Source organism: Rhabdaerophilum calidifontis, from assembly GCF_008641065.1.
Taxonomy (GTDB): domain Bacteria; phylum Pseudomonadota; class Alphaproteobacteria; order Rhizobiales; family Beijerinckiaceae; genus Rhabdaerophilum; species Rhabdaerophilum calidifontis.
In genome coordinates this window covers 645,189-665,948 of record NZ_VTRS01000001.1, presented here as the reverse complement: position 1 = coordinate 665,948, position 20,760 = coordinate 645,189, and the positions used below count along the sequence as shown (strand labels likewise).

Annotated in this window: 19 protein-coding genes; 13 read left to right on the top strand and 6 right to left on the bottom strand. The window is 69.8% G+C overall.

The window, feature by feature from the left end:
• Nucleotides 1-7 precede the first annotated feature (7 nt).
• Nucleotides 8-1,303 (bottom strand): c-type cytochrome, encoded by a 1,296-nt coding sequence (locus FWJ24_RS03200; RefSeq protein WP_150286314.1) that lies wholly within the window; start codon nt 1,301-1,303, stop codon nt 8-10.
• A 100-nt stretch (nt 1,304-1,403) separates the two neighbouring features.
• On the opposite strand from FWJ24_RS03200, the gene FWJ24_RS03195 reads away from it, so the two are divergent.
• On the top strand, nt 1,404-1,628 hold the full coding sequence (locus FWJ24_RS03195; RefSeq protein WP_150286313.1) for a sulfurtransferase TusA family protein: 225 nt from the start codon (nt 1,404-1,406) through the stop codon (nt 1,626-1,628).
• A 16-nt stretch (nt 1,629-1,644) separates the two neighbouring features.
• Here the strand turns inward: FWJ24_RS03195 and FWJ24_RS03190 are convergent, their stop codons facing one another.
• The gene (locus tag FWJ24_RS03190) at nt 1,645-3,042 is read right to left on the bottom strand and encodes a tetratricopeptide repeat protein (protein WP_150286312.1); all 1,398 of its coding nucleotides are present in this window, start codon (nt 3,040-3,042) and stop codon (nt 1,645-1,647) included.
• Between the two features lie 204 nt (nt 3,043-3,246).
• Here FWJ24_RS03190 and FWJ24_RS03185 point away from each other — a divergent pair, with 204 nt between their 5' ends.
• The gene (locus FWJ24_RS03185; RefSeq protein WP_150286311.1) at nt 3,247-4,416 is read left to right on the top strand and encodes a YeeE/YedE family protein; all 1,170 of its coding nucleotides are present in this window, start codon (nt 3,247-3,249) and stop codon (nt 4,414-4,416) included.
• On the opposite strand, the gene FWJ24_RS03180 is transcribed toward FWJ24_RS03185, so the two are convergent.
• Together FWJ24_RS03180 and FWJ24_RS03175 are read right to left on the bottom strand one after the other, a co-directional pair.
• Entirely contained in the window at nt 4,417-5,622 is a 1,206-nt protein-coding gene (locus tag FWJ24_RS03180; protein ID WP_150286310.1) for an OpgC family protein, read from the bottom strand.
• On the bottom strand, nt 5,622-7,241 hold the full coding sequence (locus tag FWJ24_RS03175) for a thiamine pyrophosphate-binding protein (protein WP_150286309.1): 1,620 nt from the start codon (nt 7,239-7,241) through the stop codon (nt 5,622-5,624). Before FWJ24_RS03175 ends, FWJ24_RS03180 begins: the two co-directional genes overlap by 1 nt.
• A gap of 115 nt (nt 7,242-7,356) precedes the next feature.
• Between FWJ24_RS03175 and otnI the strand changes: the two genes are divergently transcribed.
• Both otnI and FWJ24_RS03165 read left to right on the top strand, forming a co-directional pair.
• Nucleotides 7,357-8,148, top strand: coding sequence for a 2-oxo-tetronate isomerase (gene otnI, locus FWJ24_RS03170; protein WP_150286308.1), 792 nt, complete (start codon nt 7,357-7,359; stop codon nt 8,146-8,148).
• A 15-nt stretch (nt 8,149-8,163) separates the two neighbouring features.
• On the top strand, nt 8,164-9,252 hold the full coding sequence (locus FWJ24_RS03165) for an aldose epimerase family protein (RefSeq protein WP_150286307.1): 1,089 nt from the start codon (nt 8,164-8,166) through the stop codon (nt 9,250-9,252).
• A 4-nt stretch (nt 9,253-9,256) separates the two neighbouring features.
• Here the strand turns inward: FWJ24_RS03165 and FWJ24_RS03160 are convergent, their stop codons facing one another.
• Nucleotides 9,257-10,492, bottom strand: a complete 1,236-nt coding sequence (locus tag FWJ24_RS03160) for an extracellular solute-binding protein (protein ID WP_166443569.1) — start codon at nt 10,490-10,492, stop codon at nt 9,257-9,259.
• A 203-nt stretch (nt 10,493-10,695) separates the two neighbouring features.
• Between FWJ24_RS03160 and FWJ24_RS03155 the strand changes: the two genes are divergently transcribed.
• The 4 genes from FWJ24_RS03155 to FWJ24_RS03140 are packed head-to-tail and all read left to right on the top strand — an operon-like array spanning nt 10,696 to nt 15,147.
• Nucleotides 10,696-11,592, top strand: coding sequence for a PfkB family carbohydrate kinase (locus FWJ24_RS03155; protein ID WP_166443568.1), 897 nt, complete (start codon nt 10,696-10,698; stop codon nt 11,590-11,592).
• An 11-nt stretch (nt 11,593-11,603) separates the two neighbouring features.
• On the top strand, nt 11,604-12,632 hold the full coding sequence (locus FWJ24_RS03150) for a tagatose 1,6-diphosphate aldolase (protein WP_150286304.1): 1,029 nt from the start codon (nt 11,604-11,606) through the stop codon (nt 12,630-12,632).
• Nucleotides 12,629-14,035 (top strand): L-fucose/L-arabinose isomerase family protein, encoded by a 1,407-nt coding sequence (locus FWJ24_RS03145; protein ID WP_150286303.1) that lies wholly within the window; start codon nt 12,629-12,631, stop codon nt 14,033-14,035. Before FWJ24_RS03150 ends, FWJ24_RS03145 begins: the two co-directional genes overlap by 4 nt.
• 5 nt (nt 14,036-14,040) lie before the next feature.
• The gene (locus tag FWJ24_RS03140; RefSeq protein ID WP_150286302.1) at nt 14,041-15,147 is read left to right on the top strand and encodes a Gfo/Idh/MocA family protein; all 1,107 of its coding nucleotides are present in this window, start codon (nt 14,041-14,043) and stop codon (nt 15,145-15,147) included.
• 8 nt (nt 15,148-15,155) lie between these two features.
• Here the strand turns inward: FWJ24_RS03140 and FWJ24_RS03135 are convergent, their stop codons facing one another.
• On the bottom strand, nt 15,156-15,869 hold the full coding sequence (locus tag FWJ24_RS03135; protein WP_246155485.1) for a GntR family transcriptional regulator: 714 nt from the start codon (nt 15,867-15,869) through the stop codon (nt 15,156-15,158).
• Nucleotides 15,870-16,003: 134 nt separating this feature from the next.
• Here FWJ24_RS03135 and FWJ24_RS03130 point away from each other — a divergent pair, with 134 nt between their 5' ends.
• The 5 genes from FWJ24_RS03130 (at nt 16,004) to FWJ24_RS03110 (ending at nt 20,649) form a co-directional block, all read left to right on the top strand.
• Nucleotides 16,004-16,291 carry a UxaA family hydrolase gene (locus tag FWJ24_RS03130; RefSeq protein WP_150286300.1) on the top strand — a complete coding sequence of 96 codons (288 nt, stop codon included), beginning with the start codon at nt 16,004-16,006 and terminating at the stop codon, nt 16,289-16,291.
• Nucleotides 16,292-16,353: 62 nt separating this feature from the next.
• Nucleotides 16,354-17,640 (top strand): UxaA family hydrolase, encoded by a 1,287-nt coding sequence (locus FWJ24_RS03125; protein ID WP_150286299.1) that lies wholly within the window; start codon nt 16,354-16,356, stop codon nt 17,638-17,640.
• 61 nt (nt 17,641-17,701) lie between these two features.
• Nucleotides 17,702-18,694: a YeiH family protein gene (locus FWJ24_RS03120; RefSeq protein WP_246155484.1), complete on the top strand. Its 993-nt coding sequence runs from the start codon at nt 17,702-17,704 to the stop codon at nt 18,692-18,694.
• A gap of 21 nt (nt 18,695-18,715) precedes the next feature.
• The gene (locus tag FWJ24_RS03115; RefSeq protein ID WP_150286297.1) at nt 18,716-19,648 is read left to right on the top strand and encodes a hydroxyacid dehydrogenase; all 933 of its coding nucleotides are present in this window, start codon (nt 18,716-18,718) and stop codon (nt 19,646-19,648) included.
• A gap of 2 nt (nt 19,649-19,650) precedes the next feature.
• Nucleotides 19,651-20,649: an Ldh family oxidoreductase gene (locus tag FWJ24_RS03110; protein WP_150286296.1), complete on the top strand. Its 999-nt coding sequence runs from the start codon at nt 19,651-19,653 to the stop codon at nt 20,647-20,649.
• Nucleotides 20,650-20,760 lie beyond the last annotated feature (111 nt).

The following is a 20,760-nucleotide window of genomic DNA, read 5'->3' as shown; positions in this document are numbered from 1 at the left end:
GTGGATTTCAGCGACTTGCCTTGTCGAGGAAATCCACCAGCGCCTCGCGGTCCGCGGCGCCGGTGATGATCTGCTCCGGCATCTTGGTTCCCGGAGTATAGGCATTGGGGCCGATCTCGAACAGCCGCGCGACGGTCTCGCGCGTCCAGACGATATCCATCCCCGTCAGCGCCGGGGAAAAGGCATAGCCGGGGGCGGTGGCGATCCGGCGCCCCATGATCCGGTGCAGGCTCGGCCCGGCGCGGTTGCCGTCATCCTCGGACAGGGTATGGCAGGCGATGCAGGCCCGGAACACCTCAGCGCCCGGATGGTCGGCGAAGGCTTGGAGCCGCGCCTCCGTGGCCTCGGCCAGGATCGGATTCACCGGCTCGCCGGTGGCGAGCGTCCAGCGCCGGACGAGCCGGTCCGCGCCGCCGGTGAGGATCTCCGCGCCATCCGGGGAGAAGGCCAGCGACCAGACGGGAAATGCCGGCCCGGCGAGGCGCCGGACGATGCCGCGGCTGTGCCGGTCGATGATTGCGAGCGCGCCGCGGAACCCGGCCGCGGCGATCATTCCGCCATCCGGGCTCACCGCGAGCGCGACGATCGGGGTCTCCGCGATCTCGATCCCGGCCGCGACGCGTCCCGTCTGATCGATGAAGCGGAGCATGCCGTCTGCCCCCGCGGCGACGATCTCGCCGCCGGCGAGCGCAAGCGCGTTGAGTGGCACGCCGAGTTCGAGGATGGTCGGCGCCCCCGCCGACGGGTGGAGGCGCAGCGTGCCGTCATAACCGGCGGTCGCGAGCCGGCCGTCGGGCAGGAACAGCACCGCATTGACCTGCCCGCGATGCCCTTCGATCACCCGCGCGCGTCCGGTTGCGAGATCCCAGATCCGGGCCGTCCCGTCCCAGCCCGCCGAGGCAAGCGACGCGCCGTCTGGCGCGAGCGCCAGCGCCGCGATCGGTGCCTCGTGGCCTTCGAGAACCCGCACCGGGGCAGCCGCGTCGGAATTCCAAAGCGCGATCCGCCGGTCCTCGCCGGCGCTGGCGATCCCGCCGCCGGGCAACGCGGCCAGCGCATTGACCACGCCGTCATGGAAGCGGAGGACATCGCGCGCCGTGCCGCGCGCGGGATCCCAGCGGATCACATGCGTATCGAACCCCGCTGTCGCGATCTCTCCGGGGCTGACCAGGATGGCCCGCACCGGCCCGCCATGGCCGCGCAGGTCGCGCGCGGCAACGGAGCCCGCTCCAGCGCCAAACAGGCCGAGGACGAACGCGCCGACGGCAAGGACGACGATGAGGCAGCGGGCGCGAAATGGCATGGCGGGCTCGACAACAGGCGAATGGCGCAGCATATGGCGACCGGCGCGGTGACGGGAAGCCCCCGGATCGCCGCAGCTTTTCCGGAGCAGCGCGACCCCGATGCCCCCCCGAACACTCGATCTTTTAGGTTTGAAATGTCCCCTGCCGGCGCTCAAGACCCGCAAGGCGCTCAAGGGGTTGCAACCGGGCGAGCGTCTTGTCGTCACCTGTTCGGACCCGATGGCCGCAATCGACATCCCCAATCTCCTCCGCGAGACCGGCGATTACCTGCTCGCGGCGCATCGCGAGGAGGCGCGCCTCGTCTTCGAGATCGAGAAGCGCTGAAATCCAGCCGGAGCCACTAATGCGCCGGCGCCGCGAAGGCGAGCGCCGCCGCGAGCCCGATCATGCCCTTGCGCCTGCCGCCGGGCGCGACGAGCCGGCGCAGACGCTCCTCGGCGAAGCGGTTGCGGCGGCGCGTCCTCAGCCGCTCCGTCAGCAGCGCACGGGCGATGTCGCCGGCACCGGCGCGCAGCGCCGCCTCGACCAGCACCTGCTCGAACACGTCGCGCTGCGCATCCGAACCGCCGATCAGCACGCGCTCGCCACGCGCTGCCAGCAGGCGCTCGAGCGCGCGGTCCATGTCGCCATCGGCGAAATGCACGAGCCCCTCGGCCAGCGCCCGGCCGGTGCGCTCGACGACCGGCACCTGCGCGGCATGGCGCGGCTCGGCGCGGCCGATCGAACGCGCAAGCGTCAGCGCGGCGGCATTGCGCCCCGCGCCGATGAGCGCCAGCAGGTAATGGAGATCGGCGAAGACCAGGCTGCGGTCGGCCAGACGGGCCTCCGCCTTGTCCGCAAGTTCCTCCCAGCGCGCCCCGACATCGTGGCCGTCGAGTTCGAGCCGCGTCAGCAACGAGGCGCCGTTGGCGATATCGCGGAAATCATCGCTCTCCTCGGCACGGATGCGACGGTCATAGAGGTCGAAAACCTCTGCAATAGCACCGCTTTCGAGCTTGAACAGCGCGAGATGCCAGAAGAGATGTCCGCCGAAATTGTTGCAATGCCGGAAACTGTCGGCCCCGGCCTCGATCCAGCGGATGCCCTCCGCGTGCCGGCCGGTCATCTCGTGGACATGGCTCACCGCGTGCAGCCCCCAGGCATCGCGCGGCTCGAGCGCCACGGCGTGGCGGCCCGCCGCCTCCGCCTCGGCGTAGAGGCCGTTCTCCTCCAGCGCGAAGGCGTGGCAGCCGGCGAGAAACCCGGCATGGGCATGGCCGGCCGGGAGGCGGCGCCGCGCGCGCGTGATGGAGCGTAGCATCCCGGCCTTGTCGCCCAGCATGAAGCGCAGCGCGTGGCTCATCTTCACCGAAAGCGAATCGCTCGGATCATCCGCAAGCGCGGCCTCGATCTGGTCGATCGCCACCCGCCAGGCGCCGTGGGCGGCCGCACCCGCCGCCGCGACAAAGGCCTTTTCGCCGGGGCCAGCCCCGGCATCGAGGCATCGCGCCGCATGCGCGGCGCTTTCCCGTGCCGCGCCAACCAGTTCGCCGCGCGCAAGCAGCACCAGCATCAAGGCCTTGGTCGCATGGAGCCGCGCACTTTCCGGCGCCGCATCGAGCGCCGCCTGGAGCAGCGCGGGCGTTTCCCGGCTATGCGCGAGAAACGCCCCGGCCAGCCGCTGGCCATCCGGTTCGGCATGGATGGGCGCGGACGCGCCGCGTTCGGAAGGCTGCCGGAGCCCCGGATCATGGGTCATGGAATCCTCGCTGAAGGGCGGTCGCGGAACCCGGTTCCGCCTGCTCCGCATTCTGCGCGAGGGCGACCGCGCAAGGAACGCACAAGCGCTCGCGCCACGATCAAGGCTTTGTGAGACCTGGCGAAAACGCATCCCGGCTTGTTCTGCAAACCGGACGATCGTAAGGCTTGACAGAACAGGTCCTGCCGGACCGCCGGAGTTGCCATGCGCGATCTCGATCGGGCTCTACCTCATCCGCGCGCCGCCCTTGCGCGAACCCTCCCCGCTTTGGCCGGATTCGCGCTGCTCGCGGCGCTTGCCGGTGCCATGGGCGGGCCGCGCCTCGCCCTGCTGGCCCTGATCGGCCTGATGGCAGGCGTGGCGCTCTACCATGCGAGCTTCGGCTTCACCGCCGCATGGCGCCGCTTCATTCTCGAGCGGCGCGGCGCCGGCCTGCGGGCGCAGATCCTGCTGCTTGGCGTGACGAGCCTCGCCTTCTTCCCGCTGCTGGGCATGGGCGAGCTGTTCGGTCGGCCGCTGGGCGGGTTCGTCTTCCCGATCGGCTGGGCGCTGCTGCTCGGCGCCTTCCTGTTCGGCATCGGCATGCAGCTCGGCGGCGGATGCGGCTCCGGCACCCTGTTCACGGTCGGCGGCGGCTCGGCGCGCATGGTGGTGACGCTCGCCTTCTTCATCCTCGGCTCGACCTTGGCCACCGCCACATCGGATCATTGGCTCGCCTGGCCGGATCTTCCGCCCCTGTCGTTCATCGCGTGGTTCGGCTGGCCGGCGGCGCTCGGCGCGATGCTGGCCGCGCTCGCACTGCTCTTCGCCCTCGTCCGCGCCGCCGAGCGCGCGCGCCATGGTGATATCACGCCGATCCACCGCCTGGAGACGCGCTGGCTCACCGGGCCGTGGTCGCTCGCCGCCGGGGCCCTCGCGCTCGCGGGCGTGAATGTCGCGGTGCTGCTGGTGCAGGGCTGGCCCTGGGGCATCACCTCGGCCTTCGCGCTCTGGGGATCGAAACTCGCGGCGCTGATCGGCTTCGCGCCAGCGCAATGGGCCTATTGGCGCGGCCAGGAGGCGGTTCTCGCGGCGCCGATCCTCGCCGATCCGACGAGCGTCACCGATTTCGGGATCATGCTCGGCGCGCTGCTTGCCGCCCGCGCGGCCGGGAAGTTCCGGCCGAGCCTTGCGATTCCCGCCCGCTCGCTGGCTGCGGCGATGCTCGGCGGCCTGCTGCTGGGGATCGGCGCCCGGCTGGGCACGGGGTGCAATATCGGCGCCTTCTTCTCGGGCACCGTCTCCGGCAGCCTGCATGGCTGGGTCTGGCTGGTGTTTGCCTTCGCCGGAAACATCATCGGCGTGCGCCTGCGCCCGGTTTTCCGGCTCGATTGATCATTCCGCCGGCGCGGCGCGGGGCACGGCATCGCCGCCGTTCGACGCCGCTTCGGGGCGGGATCGCGGCGCGGAACCGGGTTTGCCGCCGCCCTTGTAATCGCGCGCGAGCACCGCGACGAGCACCAGCCCGGCGAAGCCGGCGAGATTGACGAGCGCGATCACGCCCTGCGCGCGGCCGAGCGCATCGAGCAGCATGCCGCCCGCCCAGGCGAGCAGGATCGAGGCCATGAAGGTGGCGAGCGCCTGCTGGCCGACCAGCACCACCGGGCGGATCGTGGCGAGCCGTGCCCGGACCGGCTCCACCAGGGTCAGCACGACATAGGCGCTCGCCAGAAAATGCAGGTAAAGCGCGGGTGCAAGGTCGGTCTTCCCCCCTTCCGGCACGAAGCGGTCATGGATCGCCGCCAATGCGGGAAAGGCATCGGTGAAGGCCCAGAAATTCACCGGGACCGACAGGACGAGCAGCGCGGCGCAGCACCAGAACAGCCCGCCACGCCGCAGGGCGGGGCGCGGCAGCCAGCCCATGCCGAAGGCGAATCCGCTGAAGAACACGAGCTGCCAGGCGAAGGGATTGAAGAACCAGACGCCGCCCGGCGCCGGTCCGCCCGGCAGGTTGAACCCGTAAATCTGCACCGAAAGCCAGAGCACCGGCAGCAACGCCAGCGGCAGCAGCGGCGTCAGCGCCGCCGCACCCATCACCAGCGGCACCATCGCCAGCAGGACGAGATACATCGGCAGGATATCGAGGAAGGCGGGCATGAAGCCGAGCGTCATCAGCGCGAGGAGCCCCTCCCCGGCATGGGAGAGGAACCAGTCGAGCCCGAGCCGTCCCGGATAATCGATGCCCGTCAGCCGCAGCGCGGCAACGCTCAGGGCCATCAGCGCCAGCGCAAGCCCGATATGCGCCCAATAGACCTGCCAGATGCGATGCAGGATGCGGCGTGTGCCGGCGCGCCAGCCCTCTCGGGTGAAGACCCGGCCGAAGGCGAAGGCCGAGGCGAGTCCGGAGCAGAAGACGAACAATTCCGCCGCCGAGGAGAAGCCGAACCGCGCGGGAATGAAATCGAACCAGGAATTGCCCGGCAGATGCGCGATGAAGATGACGAACATCGCGAGGCCGCGGAAGAAATCGAGCCGCACATCGCGCCGGGAACCGCCGGCCTGCGGCGCGGCGGGACCGGAAAAGGCGGGTTCCGGCGCCATCACAGCCGCCCCGCATAGGCGTCGGGTGCGATCCGCGCCGCGATCAGCGAAAACCGGTCGCGCCGGGCGAGCGCGGCGGCGAAAGCGGCCGCAAGCCCACCCCGATCCGAGACATTGACGCCGGCGCCGCCGAAGGCCGTCGCGACGGCCGCGAAATCCGTGCCGCCGAAGCGCACGCCGCACTCGACATGGCCCAGCGCACGCTGCTTGAGGTCGATCAGCGCCAGCCTCTCATCCTGAAGCACCACGATGATCACCGGCAGGCCGAGATCGCGCGCCGTCGCCAGCTCGCCGATGCCCATTTCGAGCCCGGCATCACCGACGAAGGCGATCACCACCGCCTCCGGCGCCGCGAGCTGGGCGCCGAGCGCGAGCGGCAGCGCGCAGCCCATGGTGCAGAGCGCGGAGGATTGCATCAGCCCGCGCGGCGCGCAGGTCGTCCACATCTGGCTGAGCAGGATGCGGTGCGCGCCGGAATCGGCGCTCGCGAGCGCCGCGCGCGGCGCGAGGCGGCGGATGGTATCGAACACCACGCCCGGCCCCCATTCCGGCTCCGGTGCGAACGCCGATGCGAGATCGTGCCGGAGCCTTGCGATCGCCGCGGATCGGGGCTGGCTCCGGCGCCCGACGGCCGCGTGCAGCGCCGCCAGCATCGCGCCGATATCGCCGATCAGCAGGTGATCCGCCCGATGCATCTGGTGGGTCGGCAGGGTCGAAGCGATCTTGATCGCCGGCACGCCGGGCGGAAACGGGTCGCGCCAGTTCGCGCGCATCTCGATCGGATCATACCCCGCGAGAAGGATGCAATCGGCCTCGGCGAGAAAGGGCAGGACGAGGCTGTCCGCCCTGGGCGAGAGGCCGATTCCGCCGAGCGCCAGTTCGGAATCCTCGGCGATCAGCCCCTTTGCCTTGTAGGTGGTGAGCACCGGCACGCCGAGATCCGCGGCGAAGGCCTGCAGGGCGGGACCGGCCCCGTCATTCACCGCATCGACGCCCGCGATCATCACGGGGTTGCGGCTCGCGCGGAGCAGCGCCCCGATTTCCGACAAGCCCGCTGGTGCAGGCGCGGGGCGCATCGGTGCCGGTCGCGCAAAGGCATGCGCCGGCTCCGCCCCTTCCGCAACCGAGATCGGCACATCAACATGAACCGGCCCCGGCTGCCCGTCGAGCGCGATCCGCACCGCCCGGTCGATCACGCGGGCGACGGCGCCGCGGCTCGCGCTCAACGTTGCTTTGGTAACGGGCCGGAACAGCGCCTGATGGTCGAAAACCTGATGCGTGTAGCTTTCCGCATCAGCGGCATCGACGCGTCCCGTCAGCACGATCAGCGGCACGCGGTCCTGATACGCGTTCGCGACCACATTGACCGCGTTGGCCGCGCCCGGCCCGAGCGTCGCGACAAGGATGCCCGGCGCCCGCACGCCGCTCTCGGCCTGGCGGTGCCAGAATCCCTCCGCCATGAAGCCTGCCGCGTTCTCGTGCTTGGTCAGCACGAAGCGTATACCGGCTTGGGCGAGCCCGTCGATCAGGGCGAGAACCTCGCCGCCGGGCATGCCGAAGGCGATACGGCACCCTTCGGCCGCCAGACGCTCCGCGATGATCGCCGCTCCGCTGGGCATTTCGTCTCCTCTCGGCCTTCCTGCCCGATCGCCGGGACAAGCGCATTTCGCAATTGCGTGATCGTCGCGAAAGCGGGAAAAGCGGAATCCCGCCCTTTCTCCGCCAGGCTCCGCCATGCCGCGTTTCGCCGCCAACCTGACGATGATGTTCACCGAAATGCCGTTCCTGGACCGTTTCGAGGCGGCGGCGCAGGCCGGGTTCCGGGCGGTGGAATTCCTGTTCCCCTATGCGTTCCCGGCCACGGCGATCGGCGCGCGGCTCGCGGCGCTGGGGCTCGAGCAGGCGCTGTTCAACCTGCCTCCCGGAGATTGGGAGCGGGGCGAGCGCGGGCTTGCGAGCCTTGCCGGCCGCGAGGCGGAATTCGCCGCGAGTCTCGTCGAGGCCCGCCCCTATGTCGAGGCGACCGGCGTGAAACGGCTGCACCTGATGGCCGGCCACGGCAACCGCGCCGATGCCGCCGCCCTGCGCCGCTACCGCGACGCGATCACCCGCGCGGCCGAGGCCTTCGGCCCCATGGGGGTGGAGATCCTGCTCGAACCGCTCAACCGCCGCGACATGCCGGGCTACATGCTCGACGATTACGATTTCGCCGCCGAGCTGATCACCGGGCTCGGGCTTCCGAATGTCCGGCTCCAGTTCGATCTCTACCATTGCCAGATCCTGCACGGCGACATCACCACGCGGCTGCGCCGGTTTTTGCCGCTCATCGGCCATATTCAGGTGGCGAGCATTCCCTCCCGCCACGAGCCGATGAGCGAGGAACTGAACGATCGCTTCCTTTTCGACGAACTCGATCGATTGGGCTATGCCGGCTTCGTCGGCTGCGAATACCGCCCGCGCGGCGAGACACGCGCCGGCCTCGGCTGGTTCGCGCCCTATGCCGCCCCCGGAAGCCCGGGGGCCTGAGACCCGGAGATCCTCATGCAGATACGCGAATTCGGCCGGACAGGCGACGAGACAATCGCCGAGATCGAACTCGGCAACGCCGCCGGCGCCGTCGCGAAGATCATCACTCATGGCGCAGTTCTGCGCGATCTCGTGGTGCCGAAGCCGGGCGGCGGCACGCAGCGCGTGGTTCTGGGGCTGGAGACGCTCGAGGATTACCGCAACCATTCCCCGCATTTCGGCGCCATTGCCGGCCGCTATGCCAACCGCATCGGCCAGGGCCGGTTCCTGCTCGACGGAAGGGCCTACCAATTGCCGCTCAACCAGGAGAACCGCCATTCGCTGCATGGCGGCGGCCACGGCTTCGGCAAGCGCGCCTGGACCCTGCTCCATGCCGAGCCCGGCGCGGCGACGCTCGGCCTCGTCTCGCCGGACGGCGATGCGAACTATCCCGGCACGCTGGCCGTGACCTGCCGCTACCTGCTCGGCACGCTGCCCGCGATCGACGCCGCACAGAACCCTGAAGCCCCGCCGCGCAGCGTCCTGCGTGTCGAACTGTCCGCCTTCACCGACGCGCCGACCATCGTCAATCTCTGCCATCATTCCTATTTCAACCTCGACGGCGGCCCGGACATCCTCGACCATGATCTCATGCTGCGCGCGCCGATGATGACGCCCGTCGATTCCGACCTGATCCCCGACGGCGCGATCGCCCCGGTCGCCGGCACGCCCTTCGACTTCCGCCGGCCGCGTCCCATCCGGCATCTGGACGAGGACGGCACGCGGTTCTGGTACGACCATAATTTCGTGCTGCGCCGCGAGAAACGCGAACCCCCGCTCCATGGCGTGGAACTGGCGCACGCGGCCACGCTGGCGAGTGCCCGCTCCGGCCTCACGATGGAGGTCTGGACCACCGAGCCCTGCCTGCAATTCTACGACGGCTTCAAGCTGAACCTGCCGGTCAGCGGGCTTGACGGCACGCATTACGGCCCCAATGCCGGGCTGTGCCTCGAACCGCAGCACGCGCCGGACAGCCCCAACCATGCGCATTTCCCCACGACCGTGCTCCGGCCCGGCGAACTCTACCGGCAGGTGACGGAATTCCGCTTCGGCCCGGCGGCCTGAACGTTCAGCGGAAGATCATGCCGAGGCGGGTCGTCATGTCGGCCAGCGCGGCTTCCACCGTCTTGCCGCCGGCGAGCACGGCATGAAGATTGCCCCGGATGATCTCCGACACCTCGCCGTAGCGCGGCGTCGCCGGCCGCGCCCTTGCGCTTCCGATGACCGGCAGAACGGCGGCGAGCCATGGACGCGCGCCCAGCAGGTCCACCTCTCCGTAAAGCGCCGGGAAGACCGGCATCAGCCCCGCTTCCCGCGCGAATTGGCGCCCCGCCGCCGGCCCGGCGAGATACCGGGCAAGCCGCACCGCCTCCGGCTTCTGGCGCGAGAAGGCGCTGACCGCGACAAGCCAGCCGCCCGCGCAGCCGGCCCCCGGAAGCGGCGCGATGCCGACCCGTCCGTGCATCGTGGATTCCGCATCCTCCTCGAACCGCGCGCGGGCATAGCCCCAGCCGATGGCGAAGATCAGCTCCCCCGCCTGCATGTTGAGCCGGACGCGGTCCGTATGGATCTCGGCGAGATTGGCCGGTGCGATCCCCGCAGCCTTGAGATCCAGCCAGAGATCGAACGGCCTGCGCGCCGCCTCGCCGGGCAGCGCGAGCCGACCCTCCTTCAGCAGCTCCTCACCGAGGCTCCAGAGCGGCGCCAGATACGAGCAGACCGCGCTCTCGACCGGCGCGCCCACCGTCTCGAACCCGCGCAGGGCCGGGTTATTCTCGCCGGCGAGGACCACCCGCGCCGCCGCCTTCAGCTCATCCCAGCTCGTCGGCGGGGCGAGGCCGTATTTCTGCAGCAGGTCGCTGCGGTAGTAGAGGAACTGCGCATCCGCCAGCATCGGCAGCGCGACCAGCTTGCCGCCGACGATCCCCGCCTCGCGCCAGACCGGGAAATAGCCCGCGAGCACCGAATCCCGCTCGGCGCCGAGATGGGAATCGAGCGGCTCGACCCATTGCGCGGCAGCGAATTGCGCCGGGCGGAGCATGTCGAGCAGGAAGAGATCCGGCCCGGGATCCCGCGTCGCGAGGACGCGGTTGAGATAGGCCTGCCGCTCCTCCGGCGTCGCGCCGCCGCTCTCGATCTCGACGCGCACCGAGGGATGGGCGGCCATGTAGCCTTCGAGCACCGGGCGCAGCATCTCGGCGGGCAGGGCCTGGCCGGAAAAGATCCGGAGCACCGTCTGCGCCCCGGCGTCACCGGTCCCGGCGAGGATGCCGCTGAGCACCAGCAAGGCGGCGGCGATCCGCATCCGACAGATCCGAATCCGGCCGTGCCCGGTGCGGACGAAGCCCCCATCCTCGCCTTGGAGCAAGTGCGTTTGCGTTGCGCGCCGGCTTCGCGCAGTTCGCATTCGGTGTCTTGTAAAAGATATAAGACTTGATAGCATGCTCTTGCCAATCCGCCGCCGCTGCGGTTCAACCCGCCCGGCCGCCCGGCGTCAACAGGATGCGCATGCCCCGCCTTCTCGCAATCGGAATCGCCGTGCTCGACGAGATTTTCGTCGTGCCCGTGCCATTGCGACCCGGCGAGAAGCACCGCGCGAGCGCGGTGCGCACGGTGATCGGCGGCAATGCCGTGAACGCCGCCTTGGCGATCGCGCGGCTTGGCGGCGAACCCTTCCTCGTGACGCGGTTCGGCGACGATCCCGCCGCCGGCACGATCCGCGCCCGGCTTGCCGATCTGGGTATCGACGCGAGCCTGTCGCGCGCCTGTTCCGGCAGCGCCTCCTCGCGTTCCGCGATCGTGATCGAGCCCAATGGCGACCGGACGATCGTCAATTATCTCGATCCCGACCTGCCCGATCTGCCGGAATGGCTGCCCGCCCGTCTGCCGGAGGGCACGCGCGCCGTGCTGGGCGATACGCGCTGGGAAGCCGGAAGCCGCCATGTTTTCACGCTGGCGCGGGCCGCCGGCATCCCGTCGCTGTTCGACGGCGACCGCGCCCCGCAGGACCCCGCGCTGCTCGAAATCGCAAGCCATGTCGTGTTCTCGGCGCGCGGCGCGCGCGAACTCGCCGGAACCGACGACCTCGCCGCCGCCCTGCTGCGGATCGCCGCCGGCCGCTCGACCTTCATCGCCGCCACCGACGGCGGCAGGGGGGTGTTCGCGGTGGAGAACGGCACGGTCCGGCATCACCCGGCCTTTCCGGTAACCCCGGTCGATACGCTCGGGGCGGGCGATGTCTGGCACGGCGCCTTCGCGCTGGCGCTGGCCGAGGCGATGCCGCTTGACGCGGCGATCCGCTTCGCGAGTGCCACCGCCGCGATCAAGTGCACGCGGCCGGGCGGTTCCGCCGGCACACCGTCACGCGAGGAGGTGATGCGCCTTCTCGCCGGGCAGGGGTTCTGAAGGAGAGCGACATGAAAAGTCTGAGCGCGGGCAAGCTCAGGGGCCTGCGGCGTATGGCCGATGCCGCCGGCCGCTTCAAGATGACGGCGGTGGATCAGCGCCCGCCGATCGTCAACCCGATCGCCGCCGCGCGCGGCGGAACGGCGCCATGGGGCGATGTCGCGCGGTTCAAGACCATGCTCGTCGAGGAATTGCAGGGCGAATCGACCGCCATGCTGCTCGACCCGAACTACGCCTATCCGATGGCGGTGACCCGGCTCGACCCGCGCCTCGGGCTGATCATGACGCTCGAGGATTCCGCCTTCCGCGAGACCGGCGAGGGGCGGCTCTCCGCGGAGATCGACGATTGGTCGGTCGAGAAGATCAAGCGCGCCGGCGCCGACGCGGTGAAGGTGCTCGCCTGGTATCGGCCGGACGCACCGGAAGCCGTCAACCGCCATCAGCGCGATTTCGCGCGGAGGATCGGGGAGGCCTGCCTGCGCTACGACATCCCCTATCTCTTCGAACTGCTCGTCTACCCGCTGCCCGGCGAGAAGAACCAGACGACGCAATATATCGAGATGGCGGAGAAGAAGAGCGAGCTCGTGCTTGAAAGCGTGCGCGAATTCGCGAAACCGGAATACGCGATCGACGTGTTCAAGCTCGAAAGCCCCGTCCCCGCGCGCGATTGCGACGGGTCGGCCGGGGTGCAGGCGCTGTTCGACGAGATGGGCCGGCTTGCCGGCCGCCCCTGGGTGATGCTCTCGGCCGGGGCCGGCATGGCCGAGTTCCGCAACGTGCTGGGCCATGCCTATGCCGCCGGCGCCTCCGGCTATCTCGCGGGCCGCGCGATCTGGTCCGAGGCGTTCAAGGCCTTCCCGGATTGGGACGGCATCCGCCGTGGTCTCCAGCAGGGCGGCGTGTCCTATATGCGCGACATCAACCGCCTGACGGATCATCAGGCGCATCCGTGGTGGCATGCCTGGGGCGGCGCGGACATGGCGCATGCCGATGCCGGCTTCCGCCACGCCTATCCCGGCTTCGGGGAGGCCGCGCGATGAAGCCGGTCCTGACCCTCGCGCTTGCCCGGGCGACCTTCGACGTCCCCTTCGCGGAGGATCTCGCCCAGCGTGCCTTCGCCGCCGCCGACCGGACGGGGCTGCCGACGATCGGCCCGCGCGAATTGCTGTTCGACGCCGATTCCGCCCGCGCCGCCATCGCGGGGATTGATCCGGCTTCGGTGAGCGGGGTCCTGCTGATCCAGGCAACCTTCACCGACGCGACGATGACGGTCGAGATCGCGCGCGCCTTCGCCGGAACCCCGATCGCGATCTGGGCCTTTCCCGAACCGCGGCTCGGCGGGCGGCTGCGGCTCAATGCCTTCTGCGGCCTCAATCTCGCCGCGCACGCGCTCCAGCGCGCGGGGATCGCGCATGGCTGGCTCTATGCGCTGCCGGAAGCCTCGCATATCGTCGAGTTCCTGCGCGATCTCGCAGTGCCGAACCAGGCGCGACGCTCGCGCCAGCGTCTCGCCCGGCCGCTCGACGACACGGTGAAGGCAGCGGCCGAACGGATCGACGCCCGGCTCGGCGGCCGCCGGATCGGGCTGATCGGCGAGCATCCGGTGGGGTTCGACACCTGCCGCTACGAGCCCGAGGCTCTGGTCGCCCTCGCGGGAATCGCCGTCGCGCCGATCCCGCTCGACGAGACCTTCGCGCGCGCCCGCGCCGTGCCGGACACCGCCATCGCCGCGCGGCGCCTGAAGGCGGCACGGGATTATGAAGGCCTCGATTCGGTCGATCCCGCACAGCTCGGCCGCTCGCTGGCGCTCCACGCGGCACTCGAGGATATTGCACGGGAACGGGGCCTCGATGCCCTGGCGATGCGCTGCTGGCCCGAGACCTTCACCGAATTCGGCTGCGCCGTCTGCGGGCCGCTCGGCATGCTGACGGAGGCGGGCACGCCCTGCGCCTGCGAGGCGGATGTCTATGGCGCGCTGACCGCGCTGCTGATGCAGGAGGCCGCCGGCAGCCCCGCCTGGCTGGTCGACATCGTCGATATGGACACCGCGAGCGACACCGCCGTGCTCTGGCATTGTGGCTCGGCGCCGCTCTCGATGCGAGACCCCGAGGCGGCCGCGCGCGCGCAGATCCATTCCAACCGCCGCATGCCGCTGCTCGCCGAATTCCCGCTCAAGCCCGGCCGGATCACGCTCGCCCGCGTTTCGCAGGCGCGCAACCGTCCGCTCCTGGTGCTGGGCTCCGGCGAGGTGCTGCGCGCGCCGAAGAGCTTCACCGGCACCTCGGCGGTCGTGTCGCTGAAGGGGGGCATCGCCCCCGCGCTCGCGACCCTCGTGGACGAGGGGATCGAGCACCATCTCGCCATCACCTACGGCGACCAGCGCGATCTTCTCGAAGCCTGGGCCGGCCATCGCGGCCTGCCCGTTCTCGATCTCACCGCGTGAACCCCATGACCAGAACCCTCCGCTATGGCCTGATCGGCGCCGGCATGATGGGCCGGGAACATATCCGCAATCTCGCGCTCATCCCCGGCTCGGCGCTGACCGCGATCTCCGACCCCACCAATGCGCAGATCGCGCTCTCCGTCGCCGAGGCTGAGCGGGTGCTCGGCCAGGCACCGCGCGCCTTCGCGAACCATCGCGACCTCCTGGAAAGCGGGCTCTGCGATGCCGTGGTGATCGCGAGCCCCAACGACACCCATGTCGAGATCCTGCACGACATCTTCCGCATGGCGCCGATGCTCGGCATCCTCTGCGAGAAGCCCGTCGCGACATGCGAGGCGGATTGCGCGGCGCTCGAAGCCGCGGCGGCAACCCATCGCGCGCCGATCTGGGTGGCGATGGAATACCGCTACATGCCGCCCGTGGCGGAGTTGCGCCGGGCGGTGCGCGCCGGCGAGATCGGCACCCTGCGCATGTTCGCCATCCGCGAGCATCGCTTCCCCTTCCTGGAGAAGGTCGGTGACTGGAACCGCTTCGCGGAACGCACCGGCGGCACGCTGGTCGAGAAATGCTGCCATTTCTTCGATCTGATGCGACTTGTGGTCGGCGCCGAGCCGGTGCGCGTCTATGCCTCCGGCGCCGCCGATGTGAACCACCGCGACGAGCGCTACGCCGGCCGAGTGCCGGATATCCTCGACAACGCCTTCGTGATCGTCGATTTCGCCAATGGCTTGCGCGCGGCGCTCGATCTCTGCATGTTCGCGGAAGGCGCCTATTTCCAGGAGGAGATCGCCGCGACCGGCGATGCCGCCCGGATCGAGGCGCTGATCCCCGGCCCCGCGCGCTTCTGGCCGGGCGGCACCGAGCGCGAGAGCGAGATCGTCGTCTCGCCGCGCGCGCCGAAAGGGCCGGTCCGCCGCAAGATCCATGTCGACGAGCAGGTGCTGCGGGCGGGAGATCACCACGGCTCGACCTATTTCCAGCATCTCGGCTTCCGGGCTGCGATGCTCGACGGGGGCAAGGTGGATGTCACCCTTGCGGACGGGATCGCCGCCGTGCGGATCGGGCTCGCGGCGGAACAATCGGCGCGCGAGGGACGGGCGATCGATCTATAGCCGGCACATCACCGCATAGAGGCGGAATAATGCGCGTCATCCGTCAGGCACAGGCTGACGCGCCATTCGACCGCGCGCCCGTCGAGCGCGAGCGCCACGCGGCTCACCTGCAGCGCCGGATGGCCCGCCGGCCGCCCGAGGATCGCGGCATCCTCCGGCGACAGCACGATGGCCTTGAGCTTCTCGCGTGCGAACGCGATCGTCACGCCGTAGCGCGACGAATAATAGGCATAGAGCGAATTCGGCACCTCGCCCTCGGTGATGCCGGGAAAGATCGCGTCGGGCAGGGACAGCGTCTCGACGATCAGCGGATCGCCGTCGATGAAGCGAACCCGGCGCACGCGCGCAACCCGCGCGCCGGGTTCGATGTCGAGCCCCGCGCATTCAGCCGCGCTGGCCTCGGCGACCTCCGCCGCGAGCACCTGGCTCTCCGGAAAGCGCGGGATCCCGTCATCGCGCACCAGCTTGAAGAACTGGAACAGGATCCGCTTCTCGTCGTGCTGCGCGACGAAGGTGCCCTTGCCCTGTTGGCGGACGACGAGGTTCTCCGCCGCCAGTTCGTCGAGCGCCTTGCGCACCGTCCCCTGACTGACCCCGATCTCGCCAGCCAGGACACTCTCGCTCGGCAGCAGGAAGCCGGGCGGCCAGAGTCCGTCGGCCATGCGCTTGATGAAGGCATCCTTCACCTGCCGGTAGAGCGGCCGGAATCCGACCGGCGCCACCGCGGGATTTGTCGCATCTGGGCACGATTCCGGCTTGTCTGAAATCATAGGTCTTATATAAGACACATTATCGCGCGACGTCGAGAGGGCATCGCCTCCGCCGTCCGCCTTCGTCCACAGCCGAGGAATGAAGCATGTCCGCACCCCATCTGCTCGTGCATGAGCACAAGGATACCGTTGGCGTCGTCGTCGTCGAGAATCTCAAGGCCGGCACGGACATGCTGGCGGTCGTGACGCATGACAACAAGGATTTCCGCATCACCGCCAAGGCCGATATCCCGATCGGCCACAAGGTTGCGCTCACGGACATCAAGAAGGGCGACACGATCTGGAAATACGGCCAGGACATCGGCATTGCCAAGGCCGATATCGCCAAGGGCGAGCATGTTCACGTTCACAACGTGAAGACCAAGCGCTGGTGAGCGCCGCGCCGCCCCTGCCCCTCCATCATCCGCCCCTTTCACCCCTCGCGAGGCAATTGACCATGGCCAGCGCTCCGATCGTCGCCAATTTCGACCTCAACACCAACCGCCTGAAGCATGTGAAGGGCCGCCGCATCGAGGCGCCCGCCTTCAAGGCCCCGCTGGCGAAGAAGGCCCGCGGAGGCACCGAGTCCTTCCTGGGCTGGCGCCGCGAGAACGGCCGCGTCGGCGTGCGCAATCATGTCGTGCTGCTGCCGCTCGACGATCTCTCCAACGCGGCCTGCGAAGCCGTCGCCAACAACATCAAGGGCACGCTGGCCTTGCCGCATGCCTATGGCCGGCTGCAATTCGGCGCCGATCTCGATCTGCATTTCCGCACATTGATCGGCATCGGCTCGAACCCCAATGTCGCTGCCGTGGTGGTGATCGGCATCGAGGACGCCTGGACGAAGATCGTGGTGGATGGCATCGCCAGGACCGGAAAGCCCGTGGTCGGCTTCGGGATCGAGGGGCATGGCGACATCGCAGTGATCGCGAAAGCCTCCTATGTCGCGAAGGAATTCGTCCAATGGGCCTCCGAATTGCGGCGCGAGAAATGCCCGATCTCCGATCTCTGGGTCTCGACCAAATGCGGCGAGAGCGACACGACCACGGGTCTCTCCTCCTGCCCGACCGTGGGCAACATGTATGACAAGCTGATCCCCAAGGGCATTTACGGCGTGTTCGGAGAAACCTCCGAGATCACCGGCGCCGAGCATCTGTGCAAGGCCCGCGCCGCCACGCCAGAGCTTGGCGAACGCTGGTACAGGATGTGGAAGGCCTACCAGGACGAGGTGATCGAGGCGCACAAGACTTCCGACCTCTCGGACAGCCAGCCCACAAAGGGCAATATCGCCGGCGGGCTGACGACGATCGAGGAAAAGGCGCTGGGCAATCTCGAGAAGATCGGCCGGGAATGTCGGTATATCGACATCCTCGAACCCGCCGAAACGCCGGCGAAGGGGCCGGGGCTCTATTTCATGGACACCTCTTCGGCGGCGGCCGAATGCGTGACGCTGATGGCGGCGGGCGGCTATGTCGTCCACACCTTCCCAACCGGCCAGGGCAACGTGATCGGCAACCCGATCGTGCCCGTGATCAAGATCACCGGCAATCCGAAGACGATGCGTACCATGCCCGAGCATATCGATCTCGACGTGTCCGGCATCCTGCGCCGCGACATGACCATCCCCGAGGCGGGCGACGCGCTGATCGAGACCGTTATCCGCACGGCGAATGGCCGCCTCACCGCCGCGGAAGCGCTCGGCCACCGCGAATTCGTGATGACGAAGCTCTACCGCTCGGCCTGAACCCATGGCGGGCGGCGCCTCCATCGGAGCCGGAGGGGCGCTGCGCGCCCTGGCTCCCGGATTGCTCCTGGCCTTCGCGGTGGCGCTCGCCGCCGAGGGGGCGGCGCCGCTGCTGAAATCCGCGACCGGCGGACGGCTCGCCCTGCCCGCCATGGTCGTGGCGCTGGTGATCGGCATCCTGCTGCACGGATTCGCGGTGCGGCCGGGCTTCGAGCCCGGCATCGCCTATGCCGTGAAGAAGCTCCTGCGCTACGCCATCGCGCTGCTCGGCCTGCGGATCGCGCTCGGCGACATCCTCGCGCTCGGCGCCGGCACGGTGGTGCTGGTGGTGGGGGCGATGGCGGCGACGATCGCCGGAACGGTGCTCATCGCGCGCCTGCTCGGCCGCGAGAGCGGGTTCGGCGCGCTGGCCGGCGCGGCAAACGCGGTCTGCGGCGCCTCGGCCACGCTCGCCACGGCCACCGTCGTGCCGGAATACCGGGGCAAGGGCGCGGATATCGCCTTCACGGTGGTGATGGCCAACGCCATTTCGACCGTCGTGATGCTGGCCTATCCGCCGCTTTGCCGCTGGCTCGGCTTCGACGATGCCGCCACAGGGCTGATGCTCGGCATCACCATCCAGGACATGGCCCAGGTCGTCGGCGCGGGCTATGCCGTCTCGGAGCCGGTCGGCAACGCGGCGGTGGTGGTGAAGCTGTTCCGGGTCTTCCTGCTGCTGCCGGCGGTGCTGGCCATCGGCTGGTGGTTCACACGGCAGGGCGAGACGACGGGTACGGCCAAGGTGCCGGCACCAATCTTCGCGATCGTGTTCCTCGGGCTCTGCCTCGTCAATTCCGTGCTGCCCGCGACGCCGCTCGCCGCGCCCTATGCCGCGATCAAGGCCATTCTCGGCCAGGCCTCGCATTGGGGCCTGCTGATCGCCATCGCGGCGCTCGGGCTCGGCACCTCGATCGGCCAGATCCTGGCGATCGGCTGGCGCCATGTCGCGGTCTTCCTTGGCGGCGCCCTGCTCATTCTCGTCGTCGGCACCGGCGGGCTGATCCTGCTGCGCTGACCCCATCCGGAGGAGGGCGCCATGCCCGCGATCATCATCACCGAATTCATGGACGAGGCCGCGGTGGCGCGCCTCGCGGCCCGGCACGACACGCTCTATGATCCCCGGCTCGTGGACGATATGCCCCGCCTGCTGGCGCTGCTGCCGGAGGCGCGGGCGCTGATCGTGCGCAACCGCACCCAGGTGCGCGGAGCGGTTCTGGCAGCCGGCGCACGGCTGGAAATCGTCGGCCGGCTCGGCGTCGGGCTCGACAATATCGACACGGACGCCTGCGCGGCACGGCGGCTACCGGTCGTTCCGGCCACCGGCGCGAACGATCTTTCCGTCGCCGAATGGGTGATCACCTCGGCGCTGCTGCTGCTGCGCGGCGCCTATCACGCGACCGATGCGGTGATCGCCGGCGAATGGCCGCGCAACCGCCTGATGGGCCGCGAACTCTCCGGCCGCGTGATGGGGCTCGTCGGCTTCGGCGCCATCGCCCGCGAGGTGGCCCGGCGCGCCCGCGCTCTCGGCATGGACGTGATGGCGCATGATCCATTCGTGAAGGATGGCGACCCCGCCTGGGCGCTCGCCCGCCCGCACGGGCTCGAACCCCTGCTGCGCGAGGCGGATGTCGTGTCGCTCCATGTGCCGCTCACCGACGGCACCCGCCATCTGATCGACGATCTGCGGCTGCGGCGCATGCGGAAGGATGCGGTGCTGCTCAACGCCGCGCGCGGCGGCATCGTCGACGAGGCGGCTCTGGCCCTGGCGCTAAAGGACGGCCGGCTCGCCGGCGCGGCGCTCGATGTGTTCGAGGAGGAGCCGCTGACGGCGGCGCGGGCGGCGATCTTCCGGGATTGCCCCAACCTGATCCTGACCCCGCATATCGCCGGCGTGACGGCGGAATCGAATATCCGCGTCTCGACGCTGATCGCGGACAAGGTTCTCGCCGCCCTCGACGGAGGGCACTGAGCATGTCCGCCAACACGCTCTCCCTCGCCGAGGCCGAGGCGCTGGTTGCCGGCGCGCTCGAACGGTGCCGGACGAGCCCGGCCAACGCCGCCCTGGTCGCGCGGGCGCTCGTCGCCGCCGAGGCGGACGGGCTCCGCGGACACGGTTTCTCGCGCGTCACGAGCTACGCCGCGCAGGCGCGGGCCGGCAAGATCGACGGCTTCGCCGAACCCTCGGTCACGCATGTGAGCCCGGCCCTGGCGCGGATCGATGCCCGCCACGGGTTTGCCTATCCCGCCCTCGCCGCCGCCGAGGCCGCCCTGGCCGAGGCCGCGCCGATCATGGGCATCGCCTGCGCGGCGATCACGCGCTCGCATCATTGCGGCGTCGCCGGCCATCCCGTGGAACGGCTGGCCGATAGGGGGCTCGTCGCGCTGCTCTTTGCCAATACCCCGGCCGCCATGGCGCCCTGGGGCGGACGGACCGGGGTGTTCGGCACCAACCCGATCGCCTTCGCCTGCCCGCTGCCGGACGAGGCGCCGATCGTCGTCGATCTCTCGCTGTCGAAGGTCGCGCGCGGCAATATCCTCGCCGCCCGGCAGAAGGGCGAGGCGATCCCCGAGGGCTGGGCGCTCGACCGCGACGGCCGCCCCACCACCGACGCGGCCGCCGCACTCGCCGGCACGATGCTCCCGCTGGGGGACGCCAAGGGCACGGCGCTCGCGCTGATGGTCGAATTGCTCGCGGCGGGCCTCACCGGCGCCAATTACGCCGCCGACGCCTCCTCCTTCCTCGACGATCGAGGGGCACCCCCCGGCACCGGCCAGCTGCTCATTGCCCTCGATCCCGCGATGATCGGCGGCAAGGGTGCATTGCAGCATTTCCGGCGCCTCGCCGAGCAGATCCGAAGCCAGGAGGGTGCCCGCCTGCCCGGCGCACGGCGGATCGCGCTGCGGGCGAAGGCAAAGGCCGAGGGGCTCGCGATCGCGCCGGCCCTGCGCGCCGAGATCGAGGCGCTCTGAGCGCGGGACGCCCCGAGATCGGCACCTCCGGGTAACCGAAATATTTGCCGCGCCCTGCTGCCCTGCGGATCGCGATATGCGATAGCAACCGGCAGGGGAGCAAAACGGCGC

What these genes read in the sequence shown, in the direction of transcription:
- FWJ24_RS03200 (WP_150286314.1), bottom strand. Translation starts at nt 1,303, where the DNA reads ATGCCATTTCGCGCCCGCTGCCTCATCGTCGTCCTTGCCGTCGGCGCG.
- FWJ24_RS03195 (WP_150286313.1), top strand. Translation starts at nt 1,404, where the DNA reads ATGCCCCCCCGAACACTCGATCTTTTAGGTTTGAAATGTCCCCTGCCG.
- FWJ24_RS03190 (WP_150286312.1), bottom strand. Translation starts at nt 3,042, where the DNA reads ATGACCCATGATCCGGGGCTCCGGCAGCCTTCCGAACGCGGCGCGTCC.
- FWJ24_RS03185 (WP_150286311.1), top strand. Translation starts at nt 3,247, where the DNA reads ATGCGCGATCTCGATCGGGCTCTACCTCATCCGCGCGCCGCCCTTGCG.
- FWJ24_RS03180 (WP_150286310.1), bottom strand. Translation starts at nt 5,622, where the DNA reads ATGGCGCCGGAACCCGCCTTTTCCGGTCCCGCCGCGCCGCAGGCCGGC.
- FWJ24_RS03175 (WP_150286309.1), bottom strand. Translation starts at nt 7,241, where the DNA reads ATGCCCAGCGGAGCGGCGATCATCGCGGAGCGTCTGGCGGCCGAAGGG.
- otnI (WP_150286308.1), top strand. Translation starts at nt 7,357, where the DNA reads ATGCCGCGTTTCGCCGCCAACCTGACGATGATGTTCACCGAAATGCCG.
- FWJ24_RS03165 (WP_150286307.1), top strand. Translation starts at nt 8,164, where the DNA reads ATGCAGATACGCGAATTCGGCCGGACAGGCGACGAGACAATCGCCGAG.
- FWJ24_RS03160 (WP_166443569.1), bottom strand. Translation starts at nt 10,492, where the DNA reads ATGCGGATCGCCGCCGCCTTGCTGGTGCTCAGCGGCATCCTCGCCGGG.
- FWJ24_RS03155 (WP_166443568.1), top strand. Translation starts at nt 10,696, where the DNA reads ATGCCCCGCCTTCTCGCAATCGGAATCGCCGTGCTCGACGAGATTTTC.
- FWJ24_RS03150 (WP_150286304.1), top strand. Translation starts at nt 11,604, where the DNA reads ATGAAAAGTCTGAGCGCGGGCAAGCTCAGGGGCCTGCGGCGTATGGCC.
- FWJ24_RS03145 (WP_150286303.1), top strand. Translation starts at nt 12,629, where the DNA reads ATGAAGCCGGTCCTGACCCTCGCGCTTGCCCGGGCGACCTTCGACGTC.
- FWJ24_RS03140 (WP_150286302.1), top strand. Translation starts at nt 14,041, where the DNA reads ATGACCAGAACCCTCCGCTATGGCCTGATCGGCGCCGGCATGATGGGC.
- FWJ24_RS03130 (WP_150286300.1), top strand. Translation starts at nt 16,004, where the DNA reads ATGTCCGCACCCCATCTGCTCGTGCATGAGCACAAGGATACCGTTGGC.
- FWJ24_RS03125 (WP_150286299.1), top strand. Translation starts at nt 16,354, where the DNA reads ATGGCCAGCGCTCCGATCGTCGCCAATTTCGACCTCAACACCAACCGC.
- FWJ24_RS03115 (WP_150286297.1), top strand. Translation starts at nt 18,716, where the DNA reads ATGCCCGCGATCATCATCACCGAATTCATGGACGAGGCCGCGGTGGCG.
- FWJ24_RS03110 (WP_150286296.1), top strand. Translation starts at nt 19,651, where the DNA reads ATGTCCGCCAACACGCTCTCCCTCGCCGAGGCCGAGGCGCTGGTTGCC.